This window comes from Rathayibacter sp. VKM Ac-2856, from assembly GCF_013205055.1.
GTDB lineage: Bacteria > Actinomycetota > Actinomycetes > Actinomycetales > Microbacteriaceae > Rathayibacter.
On the sequence record NZ_JABMLF010000005.1, the window covers coordinates 129,737 to 152,952 of the forward strand.

The following is a 23,216-nucleotide window of genomic DNA, read 5'->3' on the forward strand; positions in this document are numbered from 1 at the left end:
GCCTGCGGATCGCCGTGGTCGGCGACGTGATGCTCGACGTCGATCTCTCCGGGCCGGCCGAGCGGCTGAGCCCCGACGCGCCCGTTCCCGTGGTCGACGTGTCGACCCGCGGCGTGCGCGCCGGCGGGGCCGGGCTCGTGGCGCGGATGCTCGCGCGCGACGGGCACGACGTCGTGCTGGTGACGGCGCTGGCGGACGGCGACGGTTCCGGGTCCGCCGATTCCGACGCGGCCGAGCTGCGCAGTGCCCTCGACGGCGTCCGCGTCGTCGCCGGAGCCTCCGGAGCACCGACGCCCGTGAAGACGCGCGTCGCCGCCTCCGGTCAGGCGGTCGTCCGCTTCGACCGCGGCTGCGAGCGCCCGCCGGTGCCGAGCGTGACCGAGGAGATGCTCGCCGTGCTCGGCGAGGTCGACGCGGTGGTCGTCGCGGACTACGGCCGCCGGCTCACCGAGGACGCCTCGCTCCGCGCCGCCCTCGACGCCCTCACCGTGCCGCTGGTCTGGGACCCGCACCCGCGCGGCACGGCGCCCGTCGCCGGGACCACGCTGGCGACCCCGAACCTCGGCGAGGCGACCGGCTTCTCCGGCGCCTCCGGCCGCGGCGTCACCCTCGCCGAGACCGCCGCGACGACGCTGCTCGAGCGCTGGGGCTGCGGCGCCGTCGCCGTGACGATGGGCTCCGGCGGCGCTCTGGTGCGCTCCCGCGGCGCCGGCGTCCCGGTGGTGCACCCGGCCGCCCCGGTGCCGCCGACCGACCCGTGCGGAGCGGGTGACCGCTTCGCCGCGTCCGCCGCCGTCGCGCTGGCCGGCGGGGCGACCCCGTCCGAGGCGGTCGGCGCGGCCGTCGCCGCGGCCGGCGCGTACCTCCTCGCGGGCGGCGTCGCCTCGCTCGCCGCACCCGCGGACACTGCCGCCCTGCACGGGGCGTCGGGGGTCGACGCCCTGCGCGTCGCTGAGGCCGTCCGCGGCGCCGGCGGCACCGTGGTCGCGACCGGAGGCTGCTTCGATCTGCTGCACGCCGGTCACGCCCGCACCCTCTCGGCCGCCCGGGCGCTGGGCGACTGCCTGATCGTCTGCCTGAACTCGGACGACTCCGTCCGCCGCCTCAAGGGACCGGCCCGGCCGATCATCCCCGAGGACGACCGGGTCGACCTGCTGCTCGCGCTCGAGTGCGTCGACGCGGTGCTCGTCTTCGGCGAGGACACGCCCGACGAGGCGCTGCGCCGCATCCGCCCGGACGTCTGGGTGAAGGGCGGCGACTACTCCGCCGAATCGCTGCCCGAGACCGCGACGGTCGCCGAGTGGGGCGGCCGCGTCCTGACGGTGCCGTACCACGCGGGCCGCTCCACCACCCATCTCGCCGCCGCGCTCGCGCGCGTCGGCTGACCGCTGTCGGCTCCGGCCGACCACCACCCGGCCGGCCCCGCCGACCGCCGCCCCACCACGTCGGCCCCGCCGACGACGAGGATCCTGGAAGGGACACCCATGACCACCACCCCCACCCCCATCGGCCGCGTCCTGATCACCGGAGGCGCCTCCGGACTCGGAGCCGCCGTCGCCGCCGCCGTGACGGCCGCGGGCGGCACGCCGATCGTCCTCGACCGCGACGTGTCGAACGTGCAGGAGGGCGTCGCCGCCTACCAGGTGGACGTCGCCAAGACCCGCGAGGCAGAGAAGGCCGTCGTCGAGATCGCCCGCGAGCACGGCGGCCTCGACGCCGTCGTCACCGCGGCCGGCATCGACCGCTGCGGCCGCCTCGTCGACGTCGAGCCGGAGGAGTGGGAGCGGGTGATCTCGGTCAACCTGCTCGGCACCGCGGCCGTCGTCCGCGCGGCGCTGCCCTTCCTCACCGAGACCCACGGCCGCGTCGTCACCGTCGCGTCCTCGCTCGCGATCAAGGCCGTCTCGGACGCGACCGCCTACTGCGCGTCGAAGTTCGGCGTGCTCGGCTTCACCCGCGCGCTCGCGGCCGAGACCAAGGGCGAGATCGGCGTCACCACGCTGATCCCCTCCGGCATGAAGACGCGCTTCTTCGACGACCGCGACGCCCAGTACAAGCCGGGCCCCGACGCCCTGCTGAACGACCCGGAGAACGTGGCGAACGCCGTCATGTTCGTCCTCGGCCAGCCGCGCGGCTGCGAGGTCCGCGAGCTCGTCATCACCCACGAGGAGGAGCCGTCCTGGCCCTGACCCGCTGACGCCCCGGTCGGGCCCCCGCGAGATGCCACTTATGAGCGCGACACGCCGTCGTCGCCGCTCATAAGTGGCATCTCGCGGTTGGGGAGGGGGCGAGCAGGGGGGACGGCGGGGTCAGCGGGTGGCGGCGAGGACTCCGCGGACGTCCTCGAGGACACGGGCGACGGGGACGTCGTCGACGAAGGACAGCTCGTGCTCGCAGCGCTCGGCGGTCCAGCCGACCTGGGTGACGTCGACGCCGCAGACCGGGCAGCGCGTGGTCCAGCTGAGCTGGAGGCGGTGCCGCTGGCGGCCGAGCGGCTGGGCATTGATCGCGTTGCCGACCCAGAAGACGCCGACCGTCGGGGCGCCGACCGCCGCCGCGAGGTGCCGGGGACCGCTGTCGTTGCCGAGCACGAGGTCCGCGAGCGAGAGCAGCGGAGCGAGGTCCGGCAGCTCGACGGCGTCCGCCCAGGACACCGCGCCGGGGGCGGCCGCGACGATCGCGTCGGCCGCGGGCGCATCGGAGGCGTCGCCCACGACGAGCACGCGCGCCCCGTCGGCGAGCAGCGCGCGAGCGACCTCGGCGAAGTTCGCCGGGCTCCAGCGGCGCCGCGTGTCGGTCGCGCCCGGGTGGATCAGCACCAGCGGTCCGCCGGCGGGCAGGGCGGCCGCGAGCCGGTCGCGGCGCTCCGGGTCGACCTGCAGCGACGGCTCGAGCCGCACCGCCGCCGCTCCCGCGAGCCCGACGATCTCGAGCGCGCGCAGCATCTCGTGCTGGTAGTAGACGTAGGGGATCGTGCGCTCCAGCTCGGCCGCGTCGTCGGTGCGCGAGCCGATCGTGTGCCGCGCGCCGAGCCGCTGCAGGAACGGGTTGGAGTAGCGGCCGCCGCCGTGCAGCTGCACCGCGAGATCGAAGCGCCGCGCGCGCATCCGCTCGGCGAAGTCCTCGACGACCCGCGGGTCCTCGCCCTCGCCGTCGCGGACGCCCTGCGCCACCGGCAGGATCTCGACGCCGCTCACCGGCGACTCGACGCCCTCGAGCAGGACGCGGTGCGCCGGAGTGCCGAGCAGCACGATCTCGGCGCCCGGGTACGCGGCGGCGAGCGCGTCGACGGCGGGCAGCGCGAACAGCAGGTCGCCGAGTCCGCCGCCACGCAGGACGGCGATCCTCTCGACTCCCTCGAAGCGGTCTCGGAGCGGGGCGATGGCGACCACGGCGGGGTTCCTCTCGGTGGGGCGGAGCCGCGCGCGGCGGTTCCGGGGGAAGGGGCACTCCTCCTCTTCCCCGTCCAGGGCGATCCGAAACCGGCGACGATCGTTACGAGACCATCGCAGAGGACCGCGAGGCACGTCGACCCGCCCTTCTGAAGACGCCGGGTCTCGATACGCCCCTGCGGGGCTACTCGACCAGCATGAAGGCCCTGCGGGCTCCTCGACCAGCACGAGGAGGGGCGCCGCCGCGTCCCTCTCGCCCGCTCAGTCGCCCGCGAGCGCCCCGCGCCGCACCTTGCCCGCGTCGTCGCGCAGCGGCGAGCGCCGCAGCCGCAGGGCCCGCGGCGTCCGCGAGCCGAGGTGCTCGCGCGCGAAGGCGAGCAGCTCCGACGCCGTCACGGCGCTGTCCGCGATGTCGACCGCCGCCTCGACCGCCTGCCCGAGCTCCGCGTCCGCGACGCCGAAGGCGACCGCGCCGCGCACCGCCGGGTGCTCCTCCAGCACCCGCTCGATCTCGGCCGGGTAGATGCTCACGCCGCCGCGCAGGATCAGGTCGTCCGCCCGGTCGAGCACGGTGAGGTACCCGTCGGCGTCGACGGAGCCGAGGTCTCCGAGGGTGTCCCAGCCGTCGTCCGTCCGCTTGGACTCCCCGCCCAGGTAGCGGTAGGTCGGCGCGCCGCGGCGCATCTGCACGAGCCCGGGCTCGCCGGGCGCGCACTCCGTCCCGTCCGGCCGCAGGATCCGCAGCTCCGTCCCGCCGATCGGCCGGCCGACGCTGCCCGGCCGCGCGAGCCACTCGTCGCCGCGGATCATCGTCAGCCCGTTCGACTCGCTGCCCGCGTAGACCTCGACGACCCGCTCCGCGCCGAGCCATTCGATCAGCGCCCGCTTGTCCGCGGGCGGGCACGGCGAGCCCAGGTGCAGCACGGTCTCCAGCGACGAGACGTCCGCCTCCCGGCGCCCCGGGGCGCGCAGCAGCCGGTGGATCGTCGTCGGCACCAGCAGCGCCCAGGTCACCCGGTGCTCGGCGATCGCCGCGAGCACCCGCGCCTCGTCGAAGCGCGGCAGCACCACCAGGCGCTGCCCGGTCAGCAGCCCGCGGAAGGCGTAGGTGAAGGTCGCGGAGTGGGTGAGCGGCCCGGCGACCAGCTGCACCCCCTCCCGCGGCAGGAAAGCCGCGACCGGCTGCGTCGGATCCATCAGCGCGGGCGCCGCGGCGAGCACGATCTTCGGCCGCCCGGTGCTGCCGGAGGAGGCGGGCGCCTTCCAGGACGTCGCGTGCAGATCCGGCAGCGCGTCGTCCGCGAGCGCCTGGTCGGGCACGAAGCCCGCGGGCACGGACGGCACGCCCGCCAGCTCCACCCCGACGGCGAGCGAGGGCCGGCCGAGCGCGCCCACCTCGGCGAGCTCCCGCGCCGAGAGTCCGCGCGAGAGCGGCTGCGGCGTCGCCCCCGCCTTCCAGATCGCGGCGCAGGCCACCACCAGCTCGGCGCTGTTCGGCAGCGAGACCGCGACGAGCGAGTCCGGAGTGACGCCCCGCGCCGCGTAGGCGCGCGCGAGCCGGTTCGAGGCCCGGTCCAGAGCGCCGGCGGTGAGCGTCGCGTCGTCCGCGACGACCACGACGCGCTCGGGGTCCTGCTCGGCCAGCGCCGAGAAGCAGCGCGAGAACGACCGCCGCATCAGGCGCCGTCCGCGTGCCGCCGGTACAGCGCCTCGTGACTCGCGGCCACGTCGTCCCAGGAGTGCGAGAACGCGAGCGCCCGCCCGGGCGCCGCGTCCCCCGCCTCCCCCGCGAGCGCCGCGGCGAGCGCGCCCCGGATCCCCGCCACGTCGCTCCCGTACGCCACCGTCCCGCCGAAGACCTCGCGCAGCACCGGCAGGTCGCGCGCGACGACCGGAACCCCCGCGGCGAGCGCCTCCATCGCGGCCAGGCCGAAGCCCTCCTTGGTCGAGACGAAGCCGAGGACCGCCGCGCCGGCGACGAGCCCGGCCAGCCGCTCCTCCGGCACCGTGCCGAGCACGACCGGTACGACGCCCAGCTCGGCGGCCCGGCGCTCGAACTCCTCGCGATAGCCCCGGTAGTCGAAGAGCGTCTCGCCGCCGCCGAAGACGAGGGCCGCTCCCGGCGCCAGTCCCGCGAAGGCCTCCAGCAGGTCGATGCTGCCCTTCCGCGGCTCGATGCCGCCGAGCGCGAGCACGTAGCGGCCGAGCCCGGCCCGCCACTCCCCCGCCACGTCGCCGCCGGCCGCGGCCGCGAACCGGGCGGCGTCGACCCCGTTCGGGATCACCGTCGGCACCCGCCCCCAGCCGTCCGCGATCTCGTCCGCCACCGCCCGCGACACCGCGAGCAGCCCGGCCGGCCCGGTGATCGCGCGCTCGTGGCACGCGATGAGCGCCGGCGTCGTGAACGCGTCCAGGTGGTGCACGGTCCGCAGCAGCCCTCCCGGCCCGGCGGCGCCCGCGTCGAGGGCGGCGTTGGCCGAGATGCAGTCCTGCGCGTGCACGACGTCCCACCCGCCGCCGTCCGCCCCGAGCGCGAGCGCCAGCGCATCGAGCGAGCGGACGATCCGGTCGCCCACGCTCTCGTCCTCCCGCGCCGCGAACGGCACGACCCGCACCTCGACCGCGGGGTCGACCGCGCGGAAGAAGGCGTCGTCGCCGCCGCGGCCGAGGGTCCAGACGGTCACCTCGTGCCCGCGACGGGCCAGCGCCTCGGCCAGGGCGAGCGTATGCACCACGCCGCCGCGGGGCTTCGTGGAGTAGGTCAGCTGCGCGATCCGCACGGGGGTCTCCTTCTCGCAGGGCGGCTCCCGTCGGCCGGGCGCCGGGTCAGACGGTGGGAGCCGCGCGGTGGTACGCGTGCTCGGCGCGGTCGCGCAGGTGGTCCATGCTGCGGCGGGCGCGGGCGACGGAGGCGGCGACGTCGTCCGTCGCGACCGCCAGCCCGCCCTTCGCCCAGGTCTTCGCGAGGATCTCGCCGGCCGGATCGACGACCTTCGCCTGCCCGAGGAAGCGGAGCCCGCCGAGCACGCCGGTCTGGTTGGAGGAGACCAGGTACACCTGGTTCTCCGCGGCGCGCGCGCAGTCGTAGAGGTCGAACAGGTGCGCCTGGCGGTCGTTGCGGATCCGGTCGGAGCGGTCGGTGACGCTCGCGGGCCAGGCGCTGAGGCAGCAGAGGATCTCGGCCCCGTCGAGGGCGAGCGAGCGGGCCGACTCGGGGAAGGTCTTGTCGAAGTCGATCATCATCCCGATCCTCCCCACAGCCGTGTCGAAGGAGCGGAAGGATTCGCCCGCCGCGTACGCCTCCGACTCGCCCAGCGGCAGGTGCACCTTCCGGTGCGTCCCGATCACCTCGCCGCCCTGCACGCAGACCGCCGAGTTGTAGCGCCGGACCTCGCCGCCCTCGAGCGCGCGCTCCGCGATCCCGAAGCAGACGGTGGTGTCGCCGGCCATCGCCGCGACGGCCGCGACCTCCGGTCCGTCGACCTCCACGGCCTGCGGCAGGTCGTCGGGGCCGGGGTGGTGCATGTCGAGCAGGTAGCCGCCGAGGGTCGCGTCCGGCAGCACCAGCAGGTCGATCCCGCGCTCCTGCGCGCTCGCGATCATGCCGGGCAGCTTGACGAGCGTGCGCTCGATGTCGCGGCCGAAGTGCGCCGCGACCGCGGCCATCGTGATCGTCGACATGGTCCTGCTCTCCGCCCTCCGCCGCCGGGCCGTGCGCTCGGGCCGAGCGCGTGGCCGTCACCGTACCGCGGCGCCCTCGAGCCGGTCCATTCGCGCGCCGTCGAGCAGCCGCCCCACCACGTGCTCCGCGTCCCGGGCGATCGCCTCGAAGCGTCCCGAGCCCCAGGTGTTCAGCCACGGCAGCCCGAGGAAGTGCAACCCCGGCACGGCCGTCGCGCCGCGCCGGTGGGTCGGGTGCCCGGCGCCGTCGAAGACGCCGATCTGCATCCAGGAGTAGTCGGAGCGGAAGCCGACCGCCCAGACGATGCTCGTGATGCCCGCGGCGGCGAGGTCGAGCTCCTCGATCTCGCGCTCCGGCCGCCAGACCGGGGTGTACCGGGCCTCGGTCGGCGCCGGGATCCCCGACCGCTCGATGTAGGCGTCGATGTCGTTCTTGATCGACTCGGCGACCGAGTCCGCGTAGTCGAGCGAGGCCTCCGCCGTCGGCGCGAAGCGGAGCGACGCCCCGTCCACCTGCTGCAGCCGTCCGTAGAGCCGCATCCCGTCGCGGGCGAAGGCGCGCAGGTCGATGTCGCGCCCGCCGCCGCGCCCGGTGACGTAGTGGTTCGTCGACTCCCGCTTGGACAGCCCGCCCACCTGCGCGTGCACGGGCACGTCGTACACGCCCATGTCCGCGAGCCAGGCGACGCAGTCGCGCCCGCGGTAGAAGCGGGCGACACGCGGCGCGGTCCCCAGCGCCAGGTGCACCTCGCGGCCCTCGAGGAAGAGGTCCTCCGCGATCTGCGCGCCGCTCTGGCCGGAGCCGACCACGAGCACGCCGCCCGCGGGCAGCGCCGAGGCGGAGCGGTAGTCGGCCGAGTGCAGCTGCACGATCGAGTCCGGGATCCGGTGCGCGACCGCCGGCAGCACAGGCCGGTGGTAGCCGCCGGTGGCGACGACGACCTGGTCGGCCGTGATGGTGCCGCGCGAGGTGACGATCTCGAACGCCCCGTCCGCGCCCTCGCGCATCCGCAGCACCTCGGTGTCCTCGGCGACCGGAGCGCCGAAGGACTCCGCGTAGCGCCGCACCCAGGCGTGCACCTCGTCGCGGGTCATGAAGCCGTCGGGGTCGTCGCCGTCGTAGGGGTAGCCGGGCAGCCGGCACTGCCAGTTGGGCGTGACGAGGGTGAAGTTGTCCCAGCGGCGGTCGATCCAGTCGTGCGCGATCGTGTCGCGCTCGATCACGAGGTGCTCGACCCCCTGGTCGGTGAGCAGGCGGCTGATCGAGAGCCCGGCCTGGCCGGCGCCGATCACCGCGACCGGGAGGTGCCGGCCGCTCTCGAGCGCGGTCATGCGCGGGCCCCCTGCGCGGGAGCCGCCTGCGCGGGAGTCGCCTGAGCGGCCGCCGGCAGCGGCGGATCCATCGCCAGCACCCGCACCCGCCCGCCCTCGAAGCGCGCGGCGGCCGCGAGGATCTCCGACTCCTGCTGCAGCGCGGACGTGCAGGCGAAGCCGAACTTCGCCCGCACCCGCTCGCTCGCGAGCCGCAGCGCCTCGGTCGAGCGCCCGACGAAGTCCTCGAGCGGGTAGCTCTCGCCCTCGGCGAGGTAGTCGTGCATCACCAGGCTCGGCGAGTAGCAGCGCTCCTCGACGCCGTCCGGCCACCGGACGTGGAAGGTCATCTCAGGCATGGACCAGCCCTCCGCTCCAGACGCGGTCGATGTCGTAGGCGTCCGGCCGGCGGTCGCGGAGGTGGAACATCCCGCCGCGCATCGCCTCGAAGGTGCCGCGCACGTCGATGTCGGCGACCGCCATCCCTGCGCCGAGCAGCGTCGTCGCGAGGACGTTGCCGCCCGGATCGACGACCTTCGCGTTGCCCACGTAGCGCAGCGACCCGAAGGTGCCCGACTGGTTCGACGCGAGCCAGAAGACCTGGTTGTCCAGGGCCCGGGCGATGTCGAACTGGTTGAAGCGGTAGGTCCAGCGGTCCTCCTGCAGATTCTCGGCCGTCGCCGTCCGCGCGGCCGGCCAGGCCGAGAGCGAGGCGATGATCTCCGCCCCGTCCAGCGCCATCGAGCGCGCCGCCTCCGGGAAGGCCTTGTCGTAGCAGATCTGCAGTCCGACCCGGCCGACCGGGGTCTCGAAGACCGAGTAGCCGGGCCCGGGCGAGTACGACATGTGCTCACCCAGCGGCTGGTGCACCTTGCGGTAGCTGCCGTAGATCTGCCCGCCGTCGAGCAGGGCGGCCGCGTTGTAGCGGGTCTCGCCGTCCGCGTCGAGCTCGCAGAAGCCGATCGCGACCAGCAGATCGCCCGCGAGCTCCTGCACCCGGCGCAGCTCCGGGCCGTCCAGCGCGATCGCCGGCGGCATCGACCGGGTGGTCGTCTTGACGGTGTCGCCGTGGTTGCCGAGGGAGGAGAGGTAGCCGCCGATCGCGGCCTCGGGCAGGACGAGGAACTCGACCCGCTTCTCCCGGGCCTCCTCGGCCAGCGCGGCGATGAGCGCGTAGTTCTGATCGAGGTCGCGGGTGAAGTTCGCCGCGACCGATCCGACGACGGTCATGGCGGCGGCCTAGAGGTTGTAGGTGGAGTTGATGATGGCGCCCTTCCGGGCGTAGTGGATGACGGCGTCCTGCACGTCGAGCGGGTGGCAGGGGATGGTGCCCTCGATCAGGTCCTCCTCGCGCAGGCCGTGCAGCGCCATGCCGAAGCGGCAGACGAAGACGCGGTTGCCCTCGTCGATGAAGGTCTTCAGCGCGTCGTTGATGTTCTGCTCGCCCGGGAAGCCGGAGTCGCCGACCGTCGGGAAGCCGCGGGTCGCCATCGCGTTGATCGTGCCCGGTCCGTAGAAGTAGACGGCCGACTCGAAGCCCTTGCGGGCCGCGCGGGTCGCCTGCAGGATCGCGACGAAGCTGACCGAGGACTCGTGGGCGATGCCGTGCACGAGGGTGAAGTAGGACTGCCCGGGCTCGGCCTGGTAGTCGGGGAAGACCTTGGTCGAGCCGTAGAGGCTGCTGCCCTTGGGCAGCGAGGGGTGCGCGATCTCGGAGCGCGACTTCTCGATGTTGGCGCTGATCTGCTCTTCGATGCTGGTCTGGTCGTCGGTCATGGGAACCTCCGGGGTTCGGTGAGGAGAGCGCCGGGCGGGGCGCGAGCGAGTGGTGCAGGGACAGGAGTGCCGGGTGGAACGGGCGGTGCTGTGATGCAGAGGCCGGCGTCGCCCGGGGCGGAGCGAGGGCGAGCGGAGCGACGGGGCCGGGTCGGGAGCGAGCGTCCCGACTGCGTCCAGTCAAGGCCGCTCGTGTTTCGAAGTGGTTTCGGCCAGAAGAAGCCTGCGTGACGGCGGGCCCGGGCCGGGCCGGGGCCGGGCGACTGCCGGATGTAACACGATCGCGTTCCGGACGTCATCGCTCCGAAACACCGCGTTGACCTAATGGATGGTCACGACGTCGGACTCCGCCGTCGCGCCCCGCTCGACTCGACATCTCCGAGGAGCACCATGACCGATCTGCAGACGCCCCGCTACCGCACCGCCGATCCCGCCGCCTCCGGCTCCCTCCCCTCCGACGCCGCCTCCTGCGCCGCCGACGCCTGCGGCCCCGCCCCCGTCCGCCGCACCGGCTCCTCCGCCCTGCGCACCCGCGTCGACATCGCCCTCCAGGGCATCCGCGTCGACGCCCCCGTGCACCGCGAGGCCGGCGCCGGCCCGAGCGACGACGGGCACGTGATGCTCGGCGGCCTCGGCGCCGCCATCCCGGTCAACCCGGCGAGCCCGTACGCCGTGACGAACGGCCGGCTCCTGCTCGACGGCGCCGACATCGGCCTCGACGTCGAGCCGGTGAAGCGCCCGCGCTTCTACGACCTCAGCACCGCCGACGGCGTCTCCTACAAGAAGATCGCGCGCCTGCACGGCCGGAACATCCTCGCCACCACCGTCGTCCAGACCTGCATGCGCTACGACGAGGCCGAGCGCTGCCGCTTCTGCGCCATCGAGGCCTCGCTCGCCAACGACTCCACCATCGCGGTGAAGACCCCCGCGCAGCTCGCCGAGGTCGCCGAGGCGGCCGCCCGGCTCGACGGCATCCGCCAGATGGTGATGACCACCGGCACCTCCAAGGGCCGCGACCGCGGCGCCCGGCACCTCGCCCGCTGCGTCCGCGCGGTGCTCCAGGCCGTGCCCGGGCTGCCGATCCAGGTGCAGTGCGAGCCGCCGGAGGACCTCGCGGCGCTGCAGGAGCTGAAGGACGCCGGCGCCCTCTCGATCGGCATCCACATCGAGTCGATGGACGACGACATCCGCCGCCGCTGGACCCCCGGCAAGGCGCGCGTCTCGACCGCGAAGTACTGGGAGGCCTGGGACGAGGCGGTGCGGATCTTCGGCCGCAACCAGGTCTCGACCTACCTCCTCGTCGGCCTCGGCGAGGACCCGGACGAGCTGGTCGCGAGCGCCGGCGAGCTGATCGAGCGAGGGATCTACCCGTTCGTGGTGCCGTTCCGGCCGCTCAAGGGGACGCTGGCGACGGAGGTGGACCACGTGCTGCCGCCGGCCGGCTCGCTGCTGGAGAAGGTGAGCGAGCAGGTCGCGTCGCTCCTGATCGCGGCGGGCATGCTCTCCTCGGGGCAGAAGGCGGGCTGCGCGGCCTGCGGCGCCTGCGGCGTGCTGAAGACCGCCGGCGCCTGATGGACCTCTCGATCCTCGAGGGGGTCCGGGCGGCCCCGCCGGCCGGCCGGGACGCGGTCGTCGTCGTCGTCGTCGCGGACCCCGCGGAGGCGCTCGCGTACCGGGCGCTGCGCCGCGAGGTCTTCGTCGGCGAGCAGGGCCTCTTCGACGCCGACGACCACGACGCTCTCGACGAGGATCCGCGCACTGTCGTCCTCGTCGCGCGCTCGGCCGACGGCGTGCTCGGCGGCGTGCGGATCGCGCCCGCCCTCGAGCAGGACCTCGGCTGGTGGACCGGCAGCCGCCTGGTGGTCCGCCGCAGCGCCCGCGGCGGAGCCGGGATCGGCGCCGCGCTCGTCCGCGCCGCCTGTGCCGAGGCCGAGGCGCGCGGCGTGCTCCGCTTCGAGGCCACGGTGCAGACGCAGAACGAGGTGCTCTTCCGCCGACTCGGCTGGGACCGCCTCGGCGCGACCGAGGTCGCGGGCGCTCCCCACGTGCGGATGCGCTGGCCGATCGACCGCTTCGACCGGCTCGCCCGCGGCGCGAAGGCCGCCCTCGGCCCGCTCCTCGACGCGTTCGCCGGCCAGCTCGGCGGCCCGGGCTTCCGCGGCGACGACGGCGCCCCCGTCCCCGGCTCCGACCTCGTCGCCGTCTGCGACGCGATCGTGCCCTCGATGGTCGAGCGCGATCCGGAGTGGGCGGGCTGGTGCTCGGTGCTCGTGAACGTCAACGACCTCACCGCGATGGGCGCCGACCCGGTCGGCCTGCTCGACGCGGTCGGCGCGCGCGACGCCTCCTTCGCCGCCCGGATCCTGCGCGGGCTGCGCGCCGGGTCCGAGGCGTGGGGCGTGCCGCTGCTCGGCGGGCACACCCAGCTCGGCGTCCCGGCCGCGCTCTCGGTCACCGGCCTCGGCCGCACCGCGCGCCCGGTGCCGGGCAGCGCCCCGATCGGCCACGAGCTGAGCCTGACCGCCGATCTCGCCGGCGGCTGGCGGCCGGGCTACGCCGGACTGCAGTGGGACTCGACCTCCTCGCGCCCGCCGGAGGTGCTGCGCGCCCTCGCCGCGAGCGTCGGTGCCGGCGCACCCGACGGGGCGAAGGACGTCAGCATGGCGGGCCTCGTCGGCACCGTCGGCATGCTCGCCGAAGCGTCCGGCGCGGGCGCCGAGCTCGAGGTCGCCGCGATCCCCCGCCCCACCGCCGCGGGCCTCGCCGACTGGCTCTCCTGCTTCCCCGGCTTCGCGATGCTGACCGCGGACAGGCCCGGCGCATCGCGGATGGGCACTCCGCACACGACGACCGCCGCCATCGGCCGCGTCGTCCCCGGCGAGGGCGTGCTGCTCCGCTGGCCCGACGGCGAGCGCACCCGCGCGATCACCGCCGCCGTCACCCGCCTCGGCGCCGCCTGACCCCGCGCTCCGCGCACACCATCAGCTGAGAGCAGGATTCATCGCCGATGGGCGATGACATCCGCTCTCCGCTGATGTTCTGCGGCACTGTCCGTTTGAGCCTCCCCCGCACGGGTACCGGAGGTCTGCACGCGCGTCCGCGACCCCTGCGGACGCCTCCGACCGAGAGGTGACCGTGACCATCGACACCGCGACCCCCACCGCCGGCACGACCGGCGCCCCCACCGACCTCGCCGCCGACGCCGTCCGCCGCGCCCGCGCCGCCTTCCCCGCCTGGGCCGCCACCGCGCCCGCCGAGCGCGGCGCCCTGCTCCGAGCCGCCGCCCACCGCGTGGCCGCCCGCGAGCAGGAGCTCGCCGACCTCAACACCGAGGAGACCGGCAAGCCCGCCGGCGACGCCCTCGGCGGCGTCCGCGCCGGCGTCGACACCCTGCTGCAGTACGCCGAGCTCGGCCCGCTGCACCGCGGGAAGAGCCTGCGCGGCGGCGCCCTCAACGTCGACCTCGCGCTCCCGCACCCGCGCGGGGTCGTCCTCGCGCTCACCCCCTGGAACGACCCGGTCGCCGTCGCCGCCGGCATGCTCGGCGCCGCGATCGTCTCCGGCGACGTCGTCGTGCACAAGCCCAGCGAGCGCAGCCCCGGCACCGGCGCCCTCTTCACCCGCCTGCTCGCCGAGGCCCTGCCCGCGGGCGTGCTCACCCTCGTCGAGGGCGACGGCACCGTGGGCGACGCCCTGGCCCGCACCGACGGCGTCGACGTCCTCGCGCACGTCGGCTCGACCGCCACCGGCCGCGCTCTCGCCCGGATCGCCGCCGTCACCGGCGCGCACACCATCCTCGAGAACGGCGGCAACGACGCGCTCGTCGTCGACCGCGACGTCGACCCGGTCTGGGCCGCCGAGCAGGCCGCCCTCGGCGCCTTCGCCAACGCGGGCCAGATCTGCACCTCCGTCGAGCGGATCTACGTGCACCGCGACGTCGCCGAGGCCTTCACCACCGCGCTGGTCGCCGAGGCCGAGCGCTGGCGCGACGGCCCGCTCCCCCGCCTGGTCGACGAGCGGATGCGCGACGCCGTGCACGAGCACGTCACCTCCGCCGTCCGCGACGGCGCGCGTGTCCTCACCGGCGGCGAGCCCGGCGAGGGCACCTTCTACCCCGCGACCGTCCTCGCCGACTGCACCGACGACATGCTGGTGATGACGGAGGAGACCTTCGGCCCCGTCGCTCCCGTCCTCGTCGTCGACGACTTCGACGAGGCGCTCACCCGCGCCGCCGCCGGCCCCTACGGCCTCGCGGCCACCGTCCTCACCGCCGACATGGAGCACGCGCACCGCGCCGCGGCGACCCTCCCGGTCGGCACCGTCAAGATCAACGGCGTCTTCGGCGGCGCCCCCGGCGGCAGCGCGCAGCCGCGCGGCACCAGCGGCTCGGGCTTCGGCTACGGCCCGGAGCTGCTCGACGAGATGACCACGACCACCGTCGTGCACTTCGGCCTCCCCGTCCTGCCCGGCGGCGCGCGATGAGCCTCGAGGGCTCCGCGCTCCAGCGGGCGAGCGCGCTGGTCGCGCACGTGCGCGAGCGGCCGCCCGTCGTCGCCGTCGTCGGCGACCTCATCCTCGACTCCTGGTGGCTCGGCGAGGCCGAGCGCGTCACCCGCGAGGCGCCCGCCCCCGTGCTGCGCCTCGAGGACGTCGTCGACGTCGCGGGCGGCGCGGCCAACACCGCGGCGAACCTCTGCGCGCTCGGCGCCGTGGTCCGCACGGTCGGAGTCGCGGGCCGCGATCCCGAGGGCGACCGCCTCCTCGCCGCGCTCGAGCGCGCGGGCCTGGACACCGGCGCGATCGTCCGCAGCGATGCCGCGACCACGATCAAGACCCGCGTCGTCGGCGGCGACAGCGTGATGCTGCGCGTCGACTCCGGCCCGCACCGCCCCTCGGACGCCGAGCTGGCCGAGCTCGCCGAGGCCGCCGTCCGCGCGGCCGACGGCGCCGACGCCGTGCTGGTCTGCGACTACGGCTCCGGGATCCTCCGCGAGGCCGTCGAGCGCGTGCTCGCCGCGCAGCGTCCCGGCCTCCTCGTGATCGACGCCCACGAGCTCGCCGACTGGGCCTTCGCCGCCCCGGACCTCGTCACCCCGAACGCGAAGGAGGCCGAGCGCCTCCTCGGCGCGCCCCTCGGCCGAGGCACCGAGCGCGCCGCCGCCGTCCGCGCCGCCGCCGACCGGCTCCGCGAGCGCTCCGGCGCCCGGCACGTCGTGGTCACCCTCGACCGCGACGGCTCCACCGCGCTCGACGCCGACGGCACGGTCAGCCGCACCTTCGCCCAGCCGGCGGAGGAGAAGCAGGCCTCGGGCGCCGGCGACACCTTCGCCGCGACCGCGACCCTCGCCCTCGCCGCCGGCCGCTCGCTCGCGACCGCCGTCGACCTCGCGCAGGCCGCCGCCGACGTCGTCGTGCAGCGCCCCGGCACCTCCGTCTGCACCGCGGACGACCTGCTCGCCTCGCTCGCCGCACCCGGCGCGGTCGTGCTCGGCGAGGACGGCCTGGTCGAGGTGCTGGCCGAGGAGGCCCGCCGCGGCCGCCGGATCGTCTTCACCAACGGCTGCTTCGACGTGCTGCACCGCGGCCACACCGCCTATCTCCGCCAGGCGCGCGAGCTCGGCGACGTGCTGGTCGTCGCCGTGAACGACGACGACTCCGTCCGCCGCCTGAAGGGCGAGGGCCGCCCGATCAACCCCGAGGGCGACCGCGCGGGCGTCATCGCCGAGCTCGGCTGCGTCGACTACGTGACGCTCTTCAGCGGCGACACCCCCATCCCGCTGCTCGAGCGCGTGCAGCCGGACGTCTACGTGAAGGGCGGCGACTACGCCCCCGACATGCTCGCGGAGGCGGTGGTCGTCCGCTCCTACGGCGGCACCGTCACCACCGTCGGCTACGTCTCCGAGCACTCGACGACCGAGATGGTGCAGCGCATCCGGTCCTCGTCGGCGCCGTGACCAGCCGGCGCTGGTCCGGGCTCTGGGCCCGCGAGATCCCGCCGGAGGCACCCGCCGTCGACGTGCTGATCCCGACGGTCGGCCGCTCGGCCGAGCTGGCGACGACCCTCGCGGGCCTCGCGGCGCAGGACGACCCGCCCTTCCGCGTGATCGTCAGCGACCAGTCGGACTCGGCCGCGACGCAGACTGACCCGACCGTGGTCTCGATGCTGCGCGTCCTCGCGGTCCAGGGCCGCGATCCGCTGGTGCGCCGCCACCTCCCCCGCCGCGGCCTCGCGGAGCAGCGCCACTTCCTGCTCTCGCTCGCCACCGCCCCCGCGGTGCTCTACCTCGACGACGACGTCTGGCTCGAGCCGGGGATGCTCGCACGGCTGCACGAGGCGCTCGAGCGCCTGGACTGCGGCTTCGTCGGCTCGGCCGTCCAGGGGCTCTCCTACCTCGGCGACGAGCGCCCGCACGAGCAGACCGCGTTCGAGCCCTGGGACGAGGGCGTGCGGCCCGAGCGGATCCGGCGGGGCACGCCGGAGTTCGAGCGCTGGCCGCTGCACAACGCCGCGAACCTCAGCCACGTGGCCGCCCGCCTCGACGTGCCGGAGGGCGCCTGGCGCGCCTACCGCGTCGCCTGGCTGGGCGCGTGCGTGCTCTACCGACGCGAGGCGCTCGTCGCCAGCGGCGGCTTCGACTTCTGGGAGCAGCTGCCCCCGGAGCACAGCGGCGAGGACGTCGCCGCGCAGTGGCGCGTCATGGAGCGCTTCGGCGGCGCGGGGCTCGTTCCCAGCGGCGCCGTGCACCTCGAGACGCCCACGACGGTCACCGACCGGCGCGTGGACGCCTTCGACCGGCTCTTCACCGAAGAGCACCAGCACTGACCGAACGACGAAAGGACAGCACGATGGATGCACCCAACCCGATCCAGGTCCAGAAGTACCTCGCCGGGATCGACTACCCGGCCTCGAAGGACACGATCGTCGAGACCGCCGAGAAGGAGGGCGCCGACAGCGACGTCCTCGACGCCCTGCGCGCCATCCCCGAGGGTGACTACGCCAAGCCCACCGACGTGAGCTCCGCAGTCTCCAACGTCTGACCCCCGCCGCGAGGTGCCACTTGTGAGCGCGACACGCCGTGTCCGCCGCTCACAAGTGGCATCTCGCCGCCGCGACGCGGGCTGCGCCCGCGCGCGGTACGTGGGGCGGTCCCGCGCTGGTCGAGTAGCCGTCCGCAGGACGCCCACCCTCTGCATGCTGGTCGAGTAGCCCCGAAGGGGCGTATCGAGACCCCGCCCCGTCGAGCCGCCGTCCACAGGACGGCCCCTCCATGCTGGTCGAGTAGCCCCGGAGGGGCGTATCGAGACCCCGCCCCCTACGCCGGCACGGCCTCGCGCTCCCGCAGCACGCCCGACTCCAGCGCCGCGAACGACAGCACCTTGTAGCCCTCGGACTCGAAGAAGATCGTCGCGCGGTCCTCCTCGACGCTCATGACCGTCCCCGCACCCCACTCGCGGTGCTCGACGGCCTCGTCGACGCTCAGCGGCGCGTCGCCGGACGCCGCCGACGCGACCTCGTCGGCCGCCTCCTGCCGCGCCTCGTGCCGCTCGCAGCCGTCGCAATTGCCGCACCACTCCGGACCCTCGACCCCGAAGTAGTCGAGCAGCACGCGCCGACGGCACTGCGTCGTCTCGGCGTACGCCCGCATCATCGACAGCCGCGACTCGGCGATCCGCTCGCGGGAGGCGAGCTCCTCCTTCACCGCACGCACCGCGTCGTCGCCGGTCGCGTCGCTCACGGCCCGCAGCCCGCCGTCGGTCTCCAGCAGATCCGCCTCGGCGAGATCGTTCACCAGCCGCGCGACGGTGCGCGGAGACTTGCCCAGCGCCTCAGCCAGCTCGGCGACCTGCACACCCGGCTTGTCGCTCACGGCGGCCCAGACCACGCGCAGCGCGGCCGGCTCGACCCGGCGCTTCGCGAAGAAGCGCCGGAGCCCCAGGTCCTCGAGCCGGTAGTGCAGCGCGGCCGTGGCCGGCTCGCCGTCGCGACCGGAGCGCCCGATCTCCTGGTAGTACGCGTCGAGCGACTCGGAGGTCGTCGCGTGCAGCACGAAGCGCACGTCGCTCCGGTCGATCCCCATCCCGAAGGCGGAGGTGGCGACCACGACGTCGAGCTCGCCGTCGCGCCACTGCTGGTGCACCTCGCGCCGCTCGCTCGTCTTGAGCCCCGCGTGGTACGCCGCGACGCTCCGGCCGTCGGCGGCGATCTCCGCCGCGTAGGTCTCGGTCTCCTTGCGCGTCGCCACGTAGACGAGCCCGGGCGCCGTCCAGCTGCGGGCCTCCTCGGCCACAGCCGCGCGCTTCTCGTTCTCGCTCTCGTGGCGGTGCACCACCAGGCGGATCTCGGGGCGGTCGACGCCGTGCACCTGCACCTCGGGCTCGGTCATCCCGAGCCGCTCGATGATCTCCTCGCGCACGGGCCGGGAGGCGGTCGCGGTCATCGCGAGCACCGGCGGGTCGCCCAGGGCGCTGCGGACGTCCTTCAGCCGCAGGTAGTCCGGGCGGAAGTCGTGGCCCCAGGAGGAGACGCAGTGCGCCTCGTCGACGACCAGCAGCGAGACCCCGGCCGCGGCGAGCCGGGCGACGTTCTCCGCCTTCGCCAGCTGCTCGGGCGCGAGCAGCACGTACAGCGGGCCGCCCTCGTCGATGCGCTCCCAGGCCCGCGCGACGGCGGCGGCACCCTGAGCGGAGTTGATGGCGACGGCGGGAGGAGCGGCCGGCGCGGCCTCGATCGAGGCGAGCTGGTCGGCCTGCAGCGCCACGAGCGGAGAGACGACGAGCACCACTCCGCCGCGCTCGGCGCCGGCGATCTGGTAGACGGCGGACTTGCCGCCGCCCGTGGCGAGCACGAGCAGCGTGTCGCGGCCGGCGGCGGCGGACTCGATCGCCTCGCGCTGCCCCGGCAGCAGCGACGTCCAGCCGAAGTCCTCCCGCGCGATCCGTTCCGCGGTGTCCCGCGTGACGGCCTTCGCGCTGCTCGCCGTCGCCGCACTCGTCTTAGACGCGCTCTTCGTCGTGGTGCTCTTCTTCGCGGCGCCCGTCTCGGACACGCTGCTCGTCGACGCGCCGCTCGTCTTCGCTGTGGCGCGCTTCTTCGCGGTGCCCGTCTTCGACGCGCTCTTCGTCGACGCGCTCGTCGTCGCGCTGCCCGTCTTCGGCGCGCGGGTCTTCTCGGTGGTCGTCGTGGTCGTCTTCTCAGCGGCGGTGCCGCCGGTGCTGCGGGTCGTGCGGGGCGAGCTCATGCTTCGACGCTACGACTCCGTCCCCCTCGACGGTCTCCGCTTGACAGCTCCGGGGAGCACGGTGAAGCACCCGCCCCGACCGCCCGAATCCAAGCGCCCCGAGCAGGGACACCGCACCCCGCCCATGCTGGTCGAGTAGTGCCGCAGGCGCGTATCGAGACCCATGCAAGCACGACGGCGGATCTCGATACGCCCTCTCCGAGGGCTACTCGATCAGCATGAGCTCCCGCCCTCGATCCATGCTGGTCGAGCAGCGCCGCAGGCGCGTATCGAGACCCACCTGCCGACCCCCACCCGCCCCGGCGACGTGTCAAGACCCTGCGCCCACCCGCGCCCGCGTGCTCCGATGGAGACCCCGACCGAGAGGAGCACCCGATGCCCGAGAACGTGAACGAGGACCTGCCCGAGCAGGAGGGCGACCTGACCCCGAACACCGGAGGCGCGCAGACCGTCCTCCCCGGCGAGGGCGCGACCGACGCGAGCGCCGCCGGCGCCGCTCCGGGAGGCACCGCGATCGACCGCGGCGTCGCCGACACGGTCACCGACGCCGACAGCGGAGGCGACACCGTCTCCGGCGACGCCACCCTCCCCGACGACGAGGACACGGACGCCCCCACCCCCGCCCCCACCGACAGCGCCCCCACGGACTGACCCCCGCCGCGAGATGCCACTTGTGCACGCGACACGCCGTGTCGAGCGTGCACAAGTGGCATCTCGCGGGGAGCGAGCTAGCCCCGCGCCACCACCGGGCTGAAGAGCGTGCCGATGCCCTCGATGTCGATCGCGACCGTGTCGCCGTTGGCGATCGGCCCGACCCCCGCCGGCGTCCCGGTCAGGATGATGTCGCCCGGCAGCAGCGTGAACACCCGCGACACGTACGCGATGATCTCCGGCACCCCGTGGATCATGTCGCCCGTGTTGCCGGACTGCAGCCGCCGCCCGTTCACGCGCGTCTCGAGCGCACTCTCGTTCCAGACGAACTCGGTCTCGATGACCGGCCCGATCGGGCAGAACGTGTCGTACCCCTTGGCCCGGGCCCACTGCCCGTCCGACTTCTGCAGGTCGCGCGCCGTGACGTCGTTCGCGATCGTGTAGCCGAAGACGACGTCCTCGTAGTCCTCCGCGCGCACGTTCCGCGCGATCGCGCCGATGACGACCGCGAGCTCGCCCTCGAACTCCACCTGCTGGCTGTCCTCGGGCAGCACGATCGCCTCGTCCGGCCCGATCACCGAGGTGTTCGGCTTCAGGAACATCAGCGGCTCGGCCGGGGCGTCGCCGCCCATCTCGGCCGCGTGGTCGGAGTAGTTCTTGCCGATCCCGATCACCTTCGAGCGCGGGATCACCGGCGCGAGCAGCTTCGCCTCGGCGAGCGGGATCCGCTCCCCCGTGGTCTCGAAGCCCGCGAACATCGGGTCGCCGGCGAGCACGACCAGGTCGTCCTCGTCCAGGATCCCGAAGTGGATCGCGCCTCCGTTGTCCCCGGAGCGCTGCGTGGCGAATCGTGCGATCTTCATGCGTCCAACCTCGTCATCCAGCCGTGCGTGTCCTCGCGACGTCCGTACTGGATGTCGGTCAGCTCCTCGCGCAGCGACATCGTCAGCGCGCCGGCCGGCGCGCCCTCCCGGCCCACGGAGAAGCCGTCTCCCTTGAGCTCCGCGATCGGCGTGATGACCGCCGCGGTCCCGCAGGCGAACACCTCCACCACGTCGCCGGACTCCACGCCGTCGCGCCACTCGTCGATCGACACCTGGCGGCGCTCGACGCGGTGGCCGCGGTCCTCGGCCAGCTGCAGCACGCTGTCGCGGGTGATCCCCTCGAGGATCGAGTCCGACTCCGGCGTGACGAGCGTGCCGTCCTTCTTCACGAGCACGACGTTCATGCCGCCGAGCTCCTCGATCCAGCGCGACTCCTGCGAGTCGAGGAAGAGCACCTGCGCGCAGCCGTGCTGGTACGCCTCCTGCTGCGGCAGCAGCGACGACGCGTAGTTCCCGCCGGTCTTCGCCGCTCCCGTGCCGCCCTTGCCCGCGCGGGCGAAGGACGTCGACAGCCAGATCGACACCGGAGCGACGCCGCCGGAGAAGTAGGCGCCGGCCGGGCTCGCGATCACGTAGTAGCCGACCTCCTCGGCCGCGCGCACGCCGAGGAAGGCCTCCTTGGCGAACATGAACGGCCGCAGGTACAGGCTCGTCTCGGGCTCCGAGGGCACCCACGCGCCGTCGGCCGCGATCAGCTGCCGCAGCGACTCGACGAACAGCTCGGTCGGCAGCTCGGGCAGCGCGAGCCGGCGGGCCGAGCGCTGCAGCCGGCCGGCGTTCGCCTCGGGGCGGAAGGTCCAGATCGAGCCGTCCGCGTGGCGGTACGCCTTCATCCCCTCGAAGATCTCCTGCGCGTAGTGCAGCACGGCGGCGGCCGGGTCGAGCTGGATCGGGCCGTACGGCTCGACGCGCGCGTGGGTCCAGCCGTCGGCGCGCGACCAGCCGATGTCGACCATGTGGTCGGTGAAGTGGACCCCGAAGCCGGGGTTGGCGAGGATGCGGGCGCGCTCCTCGTCGGAGCGCGGCGCGGGATTGGCGGTCGTCTCGAAGGAGAGGTCCTGCCCGGGGAGGGTGTCGGTCATGAGGGGTTCTTCCTGGAGTGGCGTGGGGCCCGGGGGGAGCGGGAGTCTGGGGAGGGGCCCGGAGGGTTCGGGGTCAGCGGAGCCTGGCGACGACGGAGTCGCCGATCGCGGCCGTCGAGCGCGGGCCGCCGTCGCGCGACTCGATGTCGGCGGTCACGGCCGCCGTCACGCGGGCGGCCTCGTCACCGCGACCCAGGTGGTCGAGCAGCAGCGCCACCGACAGGATCGCGGCGGTCGGATCGGCGAGCTGCTTCCCGGCGATGTCGGGCGCGGATCCGTGGACCGGCTCGAACATGCTGGGGAACGCGCCGTCGGGGTTGATGTTGCCCGAGGCCGCGAGTCCGATGCCGCCGCTGATCGCGCCGGCCAGATCGGTCAGGATGTCGCCGAACAGGTTGTCGGTGACGATGACGTCGAACCTAGCAGGATCGGTCACCAGGAAGATCGTCGCCGCGTCCACATGGAGGTAGTCGACGGCCACGTCCTCGTAGGTGGCCCCGATCTCGTCGACCAGCCGCTTCCACAGCGAGCCGGAGAAGACGAGCACGTTGGTCTTGTGCACCAGGGTCAGCTTCGAGCGGCGCTTGCGGGCCAGCTCGAAGGCGTGGCGCACCACGCGCTCGACGCCGTAGGCCGTGTTCACCGAGACCTCGTTCGCGATCTCCTGCGGCGTCCCCTGGCGGATCGACCCGCCGTTGCCGACGTACGGCCCCTCCGTGCCCTCGCGGACGACGACGAAGTCGACCTCGCCGGGCGCCGACAGCGGCGACGGCACACCCGAGTAGAGGCGGGTGGGGCGGAGGTTCACGTAGTGGTCGAGCGCGAAGCGCAGGCGCAGCAGCAGCCCGCGCTCGATGTTCGCGTCCTTCAGGCGAGGGTCGCCGGGCACGCCGCCGACAGCGCCGAGGAGGATCGCGTCGTGCGCGGAGATCGCGGCGAGGTCCTCGTCGGTGAGGACGTCGCCGGTCTCGAGGTACCGGCCGGCACCGAGCGAGAACGGCGTCTTCTCGATCACCAGGTCGGAGTCGGCGGTGACGGCGTCGAGGACCTTCACGGCCTCGGCGATCACCTCCGGTCCGATCCCGTCTCCGGGGATGACGGCGAGCTTCACGGTGCGGGTCATAGCGGTCCTCAGACGTGCGGGGGCGCGACGCGTGCGGGGCACTGGGGCGTGCGGAGCACTCGATCGTGCGGGGCAGG

General features: G+C 74.5%; 22 protein-coding genes. 10 read left to right on the forward strand and 12 right to left on the reverse strand.

Annotation, left to right across the window (positions count from 1 at the left end; all coding sequences use genetic code 11):
* Window positions 1-2 precede the first annotated feature (2 nt).
* Both HQQ82_RS15825 and HQQ82_RS15830 read left to right on the forward strand, forming a co-directional pair.
* Window positions 3-1,385, forward strand: a complete 1,383-nt coding sequence (locus tag HQQ82_RS15825; protein ID WP_173235279.1) for a PfkB family carbohydrate kinase — start codon at window positions 3-5, stop codon at window positions 1,383-1,385.
* Window positions 1,386-1,484: 99 nt separating this feature from the next.
* On the forward strand, window positions 1,485-2,189 hold the full coding sequence (locus HQQ82_RS15830; RefSeq protein ID WP_123733999.1) for an SDR family oxidoreductase: 705 nt from the start codon (window positions 1,485-1,487) through the stop codon (window positions 2,187-2,189).
* 120 nt (window positions 2,190-2,309) lie between these two features.
* On the opposite strand, the gene HQQ82_RS15835 is transcribed toward HQQ82_RS15830, so the two are convergent.
* From HQQ82_RS15835 to HQQ82_RS15870, 8 genes are all read right to left on the reverse strand, one after another.
* On the reverse strand, window positions 2,310-3,392 hold the full coding sequence (locus HQQ82_RS15835) for a glycosyltransferase family 9 protein (protein ID WP_173234913.1): 1,083 nt from the start codon (window positions 3,390-3,392) through the stop codon (window positions 2,310-2,312).
* A gap of 261 nt (window positions 3,393-3,653) precedes the next feature.
* Entirely contained in the window at window positions 3,654-5,069 is a 1,416-nt protein-coding gene (locus HQQ82_RS15840) for an AMP-binding protein (RefSeq protein WP_173234915.1), read from the reverse strand.
* Window positions 5,069-6,172 carry an MSMEG_0565 family glycosyltransferase gene (locus HQQ82_RS15845; protein WP_173234917.1) on the reverse strand — a complete coding sequence of 368 codons (1,104 nt, stop codon included), beginning with the start codon at window positions 6,170-6,172 and terminating at the stop codon, window positions 5,069-5,071. The genes HQQ82_RS15840 and HQQ82_RS15845 overlap by 1 nt, the downstream gene beginning before the upstream one ends.
* A gap of 46 nt (window positions 6,173-6,218) precedes the next feature.
* Window positions 6,219-7,073 carry a carbon-nitrogen hydrolase family protein gene (locus tag HQQ82_RS15850; RefSeq protein ID WP_173234918.1) on the reverse strand — a complete coding sequence of 285 codons (855 nt, stop codon included), beginning with the start codon at window positions 7,071-7,073 and terminating at the stop codon, window positions 6,219-6,221.
* A gap of 57 nt (window positions 7,074-7,130) precedes the next feature.
* Window positions 7,131-8,405: an MSMEG_0569 family flavin-dependent oxidoreductase gene (locus HQQ82_RS15855; RefSeq protein ID WP_173234920.1), complete on the reverse strand. Its 1,275-nt coding sequence runs from the start codon at window positions 8,403-8,405 to the stop codon at window positions 7,131-7,133.
* Window positions 8,402-8,743 (reverse strand): MSMEG_0570 family nitrogen starvation response protein, encoded by a 342-nt coding sequence (locus HQQ82_RS15860; protein ID WP_173234922.1) that lies wholly within the window; start codon window positions 8,741-8,743, stop codon window positions 8,402-8,404. The genes HQQ82_RS15855 and HQQ82_RS15860 overlap by 4 nt, the downstream gene beginning before the upstream one ends.
* The gene (locus HQQ82_RS15865; protein ID WP_173234924.1) at window positions 8,736-9,614 is read right to left on the reverse strand and encodes a carbon-nitrogen hydrolase family protein; all 879 of its coding nucleotides are present in this window, start codon (window positions 9,612-9,614) and stop codon (window positions 8,736-8,738) included. Before HQQ82_RS15865 ends, HQQ82_RS15860 begins: the two co-directional genes overlap by 8 nt.
* Before the next feature lie 9 nt (window positions 9,615-9,623).
* Complete coding sequence (locus tag HQQ82_RS15870) at window positions 9,624-10,160, reverse strand: MSMEG_0572/Sll0783 family nitrogen starvation response protein (protein WP_173234926.1); 537 nt, start codon at window positions 10,158-10,160, stop codon at window positions 9,624-9,626.
* 390 nt (window positions 10,161-10,550) lie between these two features.
* Between HQQ82_RS15870 and HQQ82_RS15875 the strand changes: the two genes are divergently transcribed.
* From HQQ82_RS15875 to HQQ82_RS15900, 6 genes are all read left to right on the forward strand, one after another.
* Window positions 10,551-11,732, forward strand: coding sequence for an MSMEG_0568 family radical SAM protein (locus HQQ82_RS15875; RefSeq protein ID WP_173234928.1), 1,182 nt, complete (start codon window positions 10,551-10,553; stop codon window positions 11,730-11,732).
* Entirely contained in the window at window positions 11,732-13,120 is a 1,389-nt protein-coding gene (locus HQQ82_RS15880) for an MSMEG_0567/sll0787 family protein (protein WP_173234930.1), read from the forward strand. The genes HQQ82_RS15875 and HQQ82_RS15880 overlap by 1 nt, the downstream gene beginning before the upstream one ends.
* 181 nt (window positions 13,121-13,301) lie before the next feature.
* Window positions 13,302-14,642: an aldehyde dehydrogenase gene (locus tag HQQ82_RS15885; RefSeq protein ID WP_367947991.1), complete on the forward strand. Its 1,341-nt coding sequence runs from the start codon at window positions 13,302-13,304 to the stop codon at window positions 14,640-14,642.
* The gene (gene rfaE2 / locus HQQ82_RS15890) at window positions 14,639-16,114 is read left to right on the forward strand and encodes a D-glycero-beta-D-manno-heptose 1-phosphate adenylyltransferase (protein WP_173234934.1); all 1,476 of its coding nucleotides are present in this window, start codon (window positions 14,639-14,641) and stop codon (window positions 16,112-16,114) included. Before HQQ82_RS15885 ends, rfaE2 begins: the two co-directional genes overlap by 4 nt.
* On the forward strand, window positions 16,111-16,983 hold the full coding sequence (locus HQQ82_RS15895) for a glycosyltransferase (RefSeq protein ID WP_367947975.1): 873 nt from the start codon (window positions 16,111-16,113) through the stop codon (window positions 16,981-16,983). The genes rfaE2 and HQQ82_RS15895 overlap by 4 nt, the downstream gene beginning before the upstream one ends.
* 23 nt (window positions 16,984-17,006) lie before the next feature.
* Window positions 17,007-17,198 carry a DUF2795 domain-containing protein gene (locus HQQ82_RS15900; protein ID WP_173234936.1) on the forward strand — a complete coding sequence of 64 codons (192 nt, stop codon included), beginning with the start codon at window positions 17,007-17,009 and terminating at the stop codon, window positions 17,196-17,198.
* Window positions 17,199-17,473: 275 nt separating this feature from the next.
* Here HQQ82_RS15900 and HQQ82_RS15905 read toward each other — a convergent pair whose 3' ends face one another.
* Entirely contained in the window at window positions 17,474-19,207 is a 1,734-nt protein-coding gene (locus HQQ82_RS15905; RefSeq protein ID WP_173234938.1) for a RecQ family ATP-dependent DNA helicase, read from the reverse strand.
* Here HQQ82_RS15905 and HQQ82_RS20665 point away from each other — a divergent pair.
* Both HQQ82_RS20665 and HQQ82_RS15915 read left to right on the forward strand, forming a co-directional pair.
* Complete coding sequence (locus HQQ82_RS20665; RefSeq protein WP_173234940.1) at window positions 19,173-19,538, forward strand: hypothetical protein; 366 nt, start codon at window positions 19,173-19,175, stop codon at window positions 19,536-19,538. The two genes, HQQ82_RS15905 and HQQ82_RS20665, sit on opposite strands and share 35 nt — an antisense overlap.
* 236 nt (window positions 19,539-19,774) lie before the next feature.
* Window positions 19,775-20,050, forward strand: a complete 276-nt coding sequence (locus HQQ82_RS15915; RefSeq protein ID WP_173234942.1) for a hypothetical protein — start codon at window positions 19,775-19,777, stop codon at window positions 20,048-20,050.
* Between the two features lie 77 nt (window positions 20,051-20,127).
* Here the strand turns inward: HQQ82_RS15915 and HQQ82_RS15920 are convergent, their stop codons facing one another.
* The 3 genes from HQQ82_RS15920 to HQQ82_RS15930 form a co-directional block, all read right to left on the reverse strand.
* Complete coding sequence (locus tag HQQ82_RS15920) at window positions 20,128-20,913, reverse strand: fumarylacetoacetate hydrolase family protein (protein WP_173234944.1); 786 nt, start codon at window positions 20,911-20,913, stop codon at window positions 20,128-20,130.
* Complete coding sequence (locus HQQ82_RS15925; protein ID WP_173234946.1) at window positions 20,910-22,016, reverse strand: branched-chain amino acid aminotransferase; 1,107 nt, start codon at window positions 22,014-22,016, stop codon at window positions 20,910-20,912. Before HQQ82_RS15925 ends, HQQ82_RS15920 begins: the two co-directional genes overlap by 4 nt.
* Window positions 22,017-22,089: 73 nt before the next feature.
* Window positions 22,090-23,139, reverse strand: a complete 1,050-nt coding sequence (locus tag HQQ82_RS15930; RefSeq protein ID WP_173234948.1) for a 3-isopropylmalate dehydrogenase — start codon at window positions 23,137-23,139, stop codon at window positions 22,090-22,092.
* Between the last annotated feature and the right edge of the window lie 77 nt (window positions 23,140-23,216).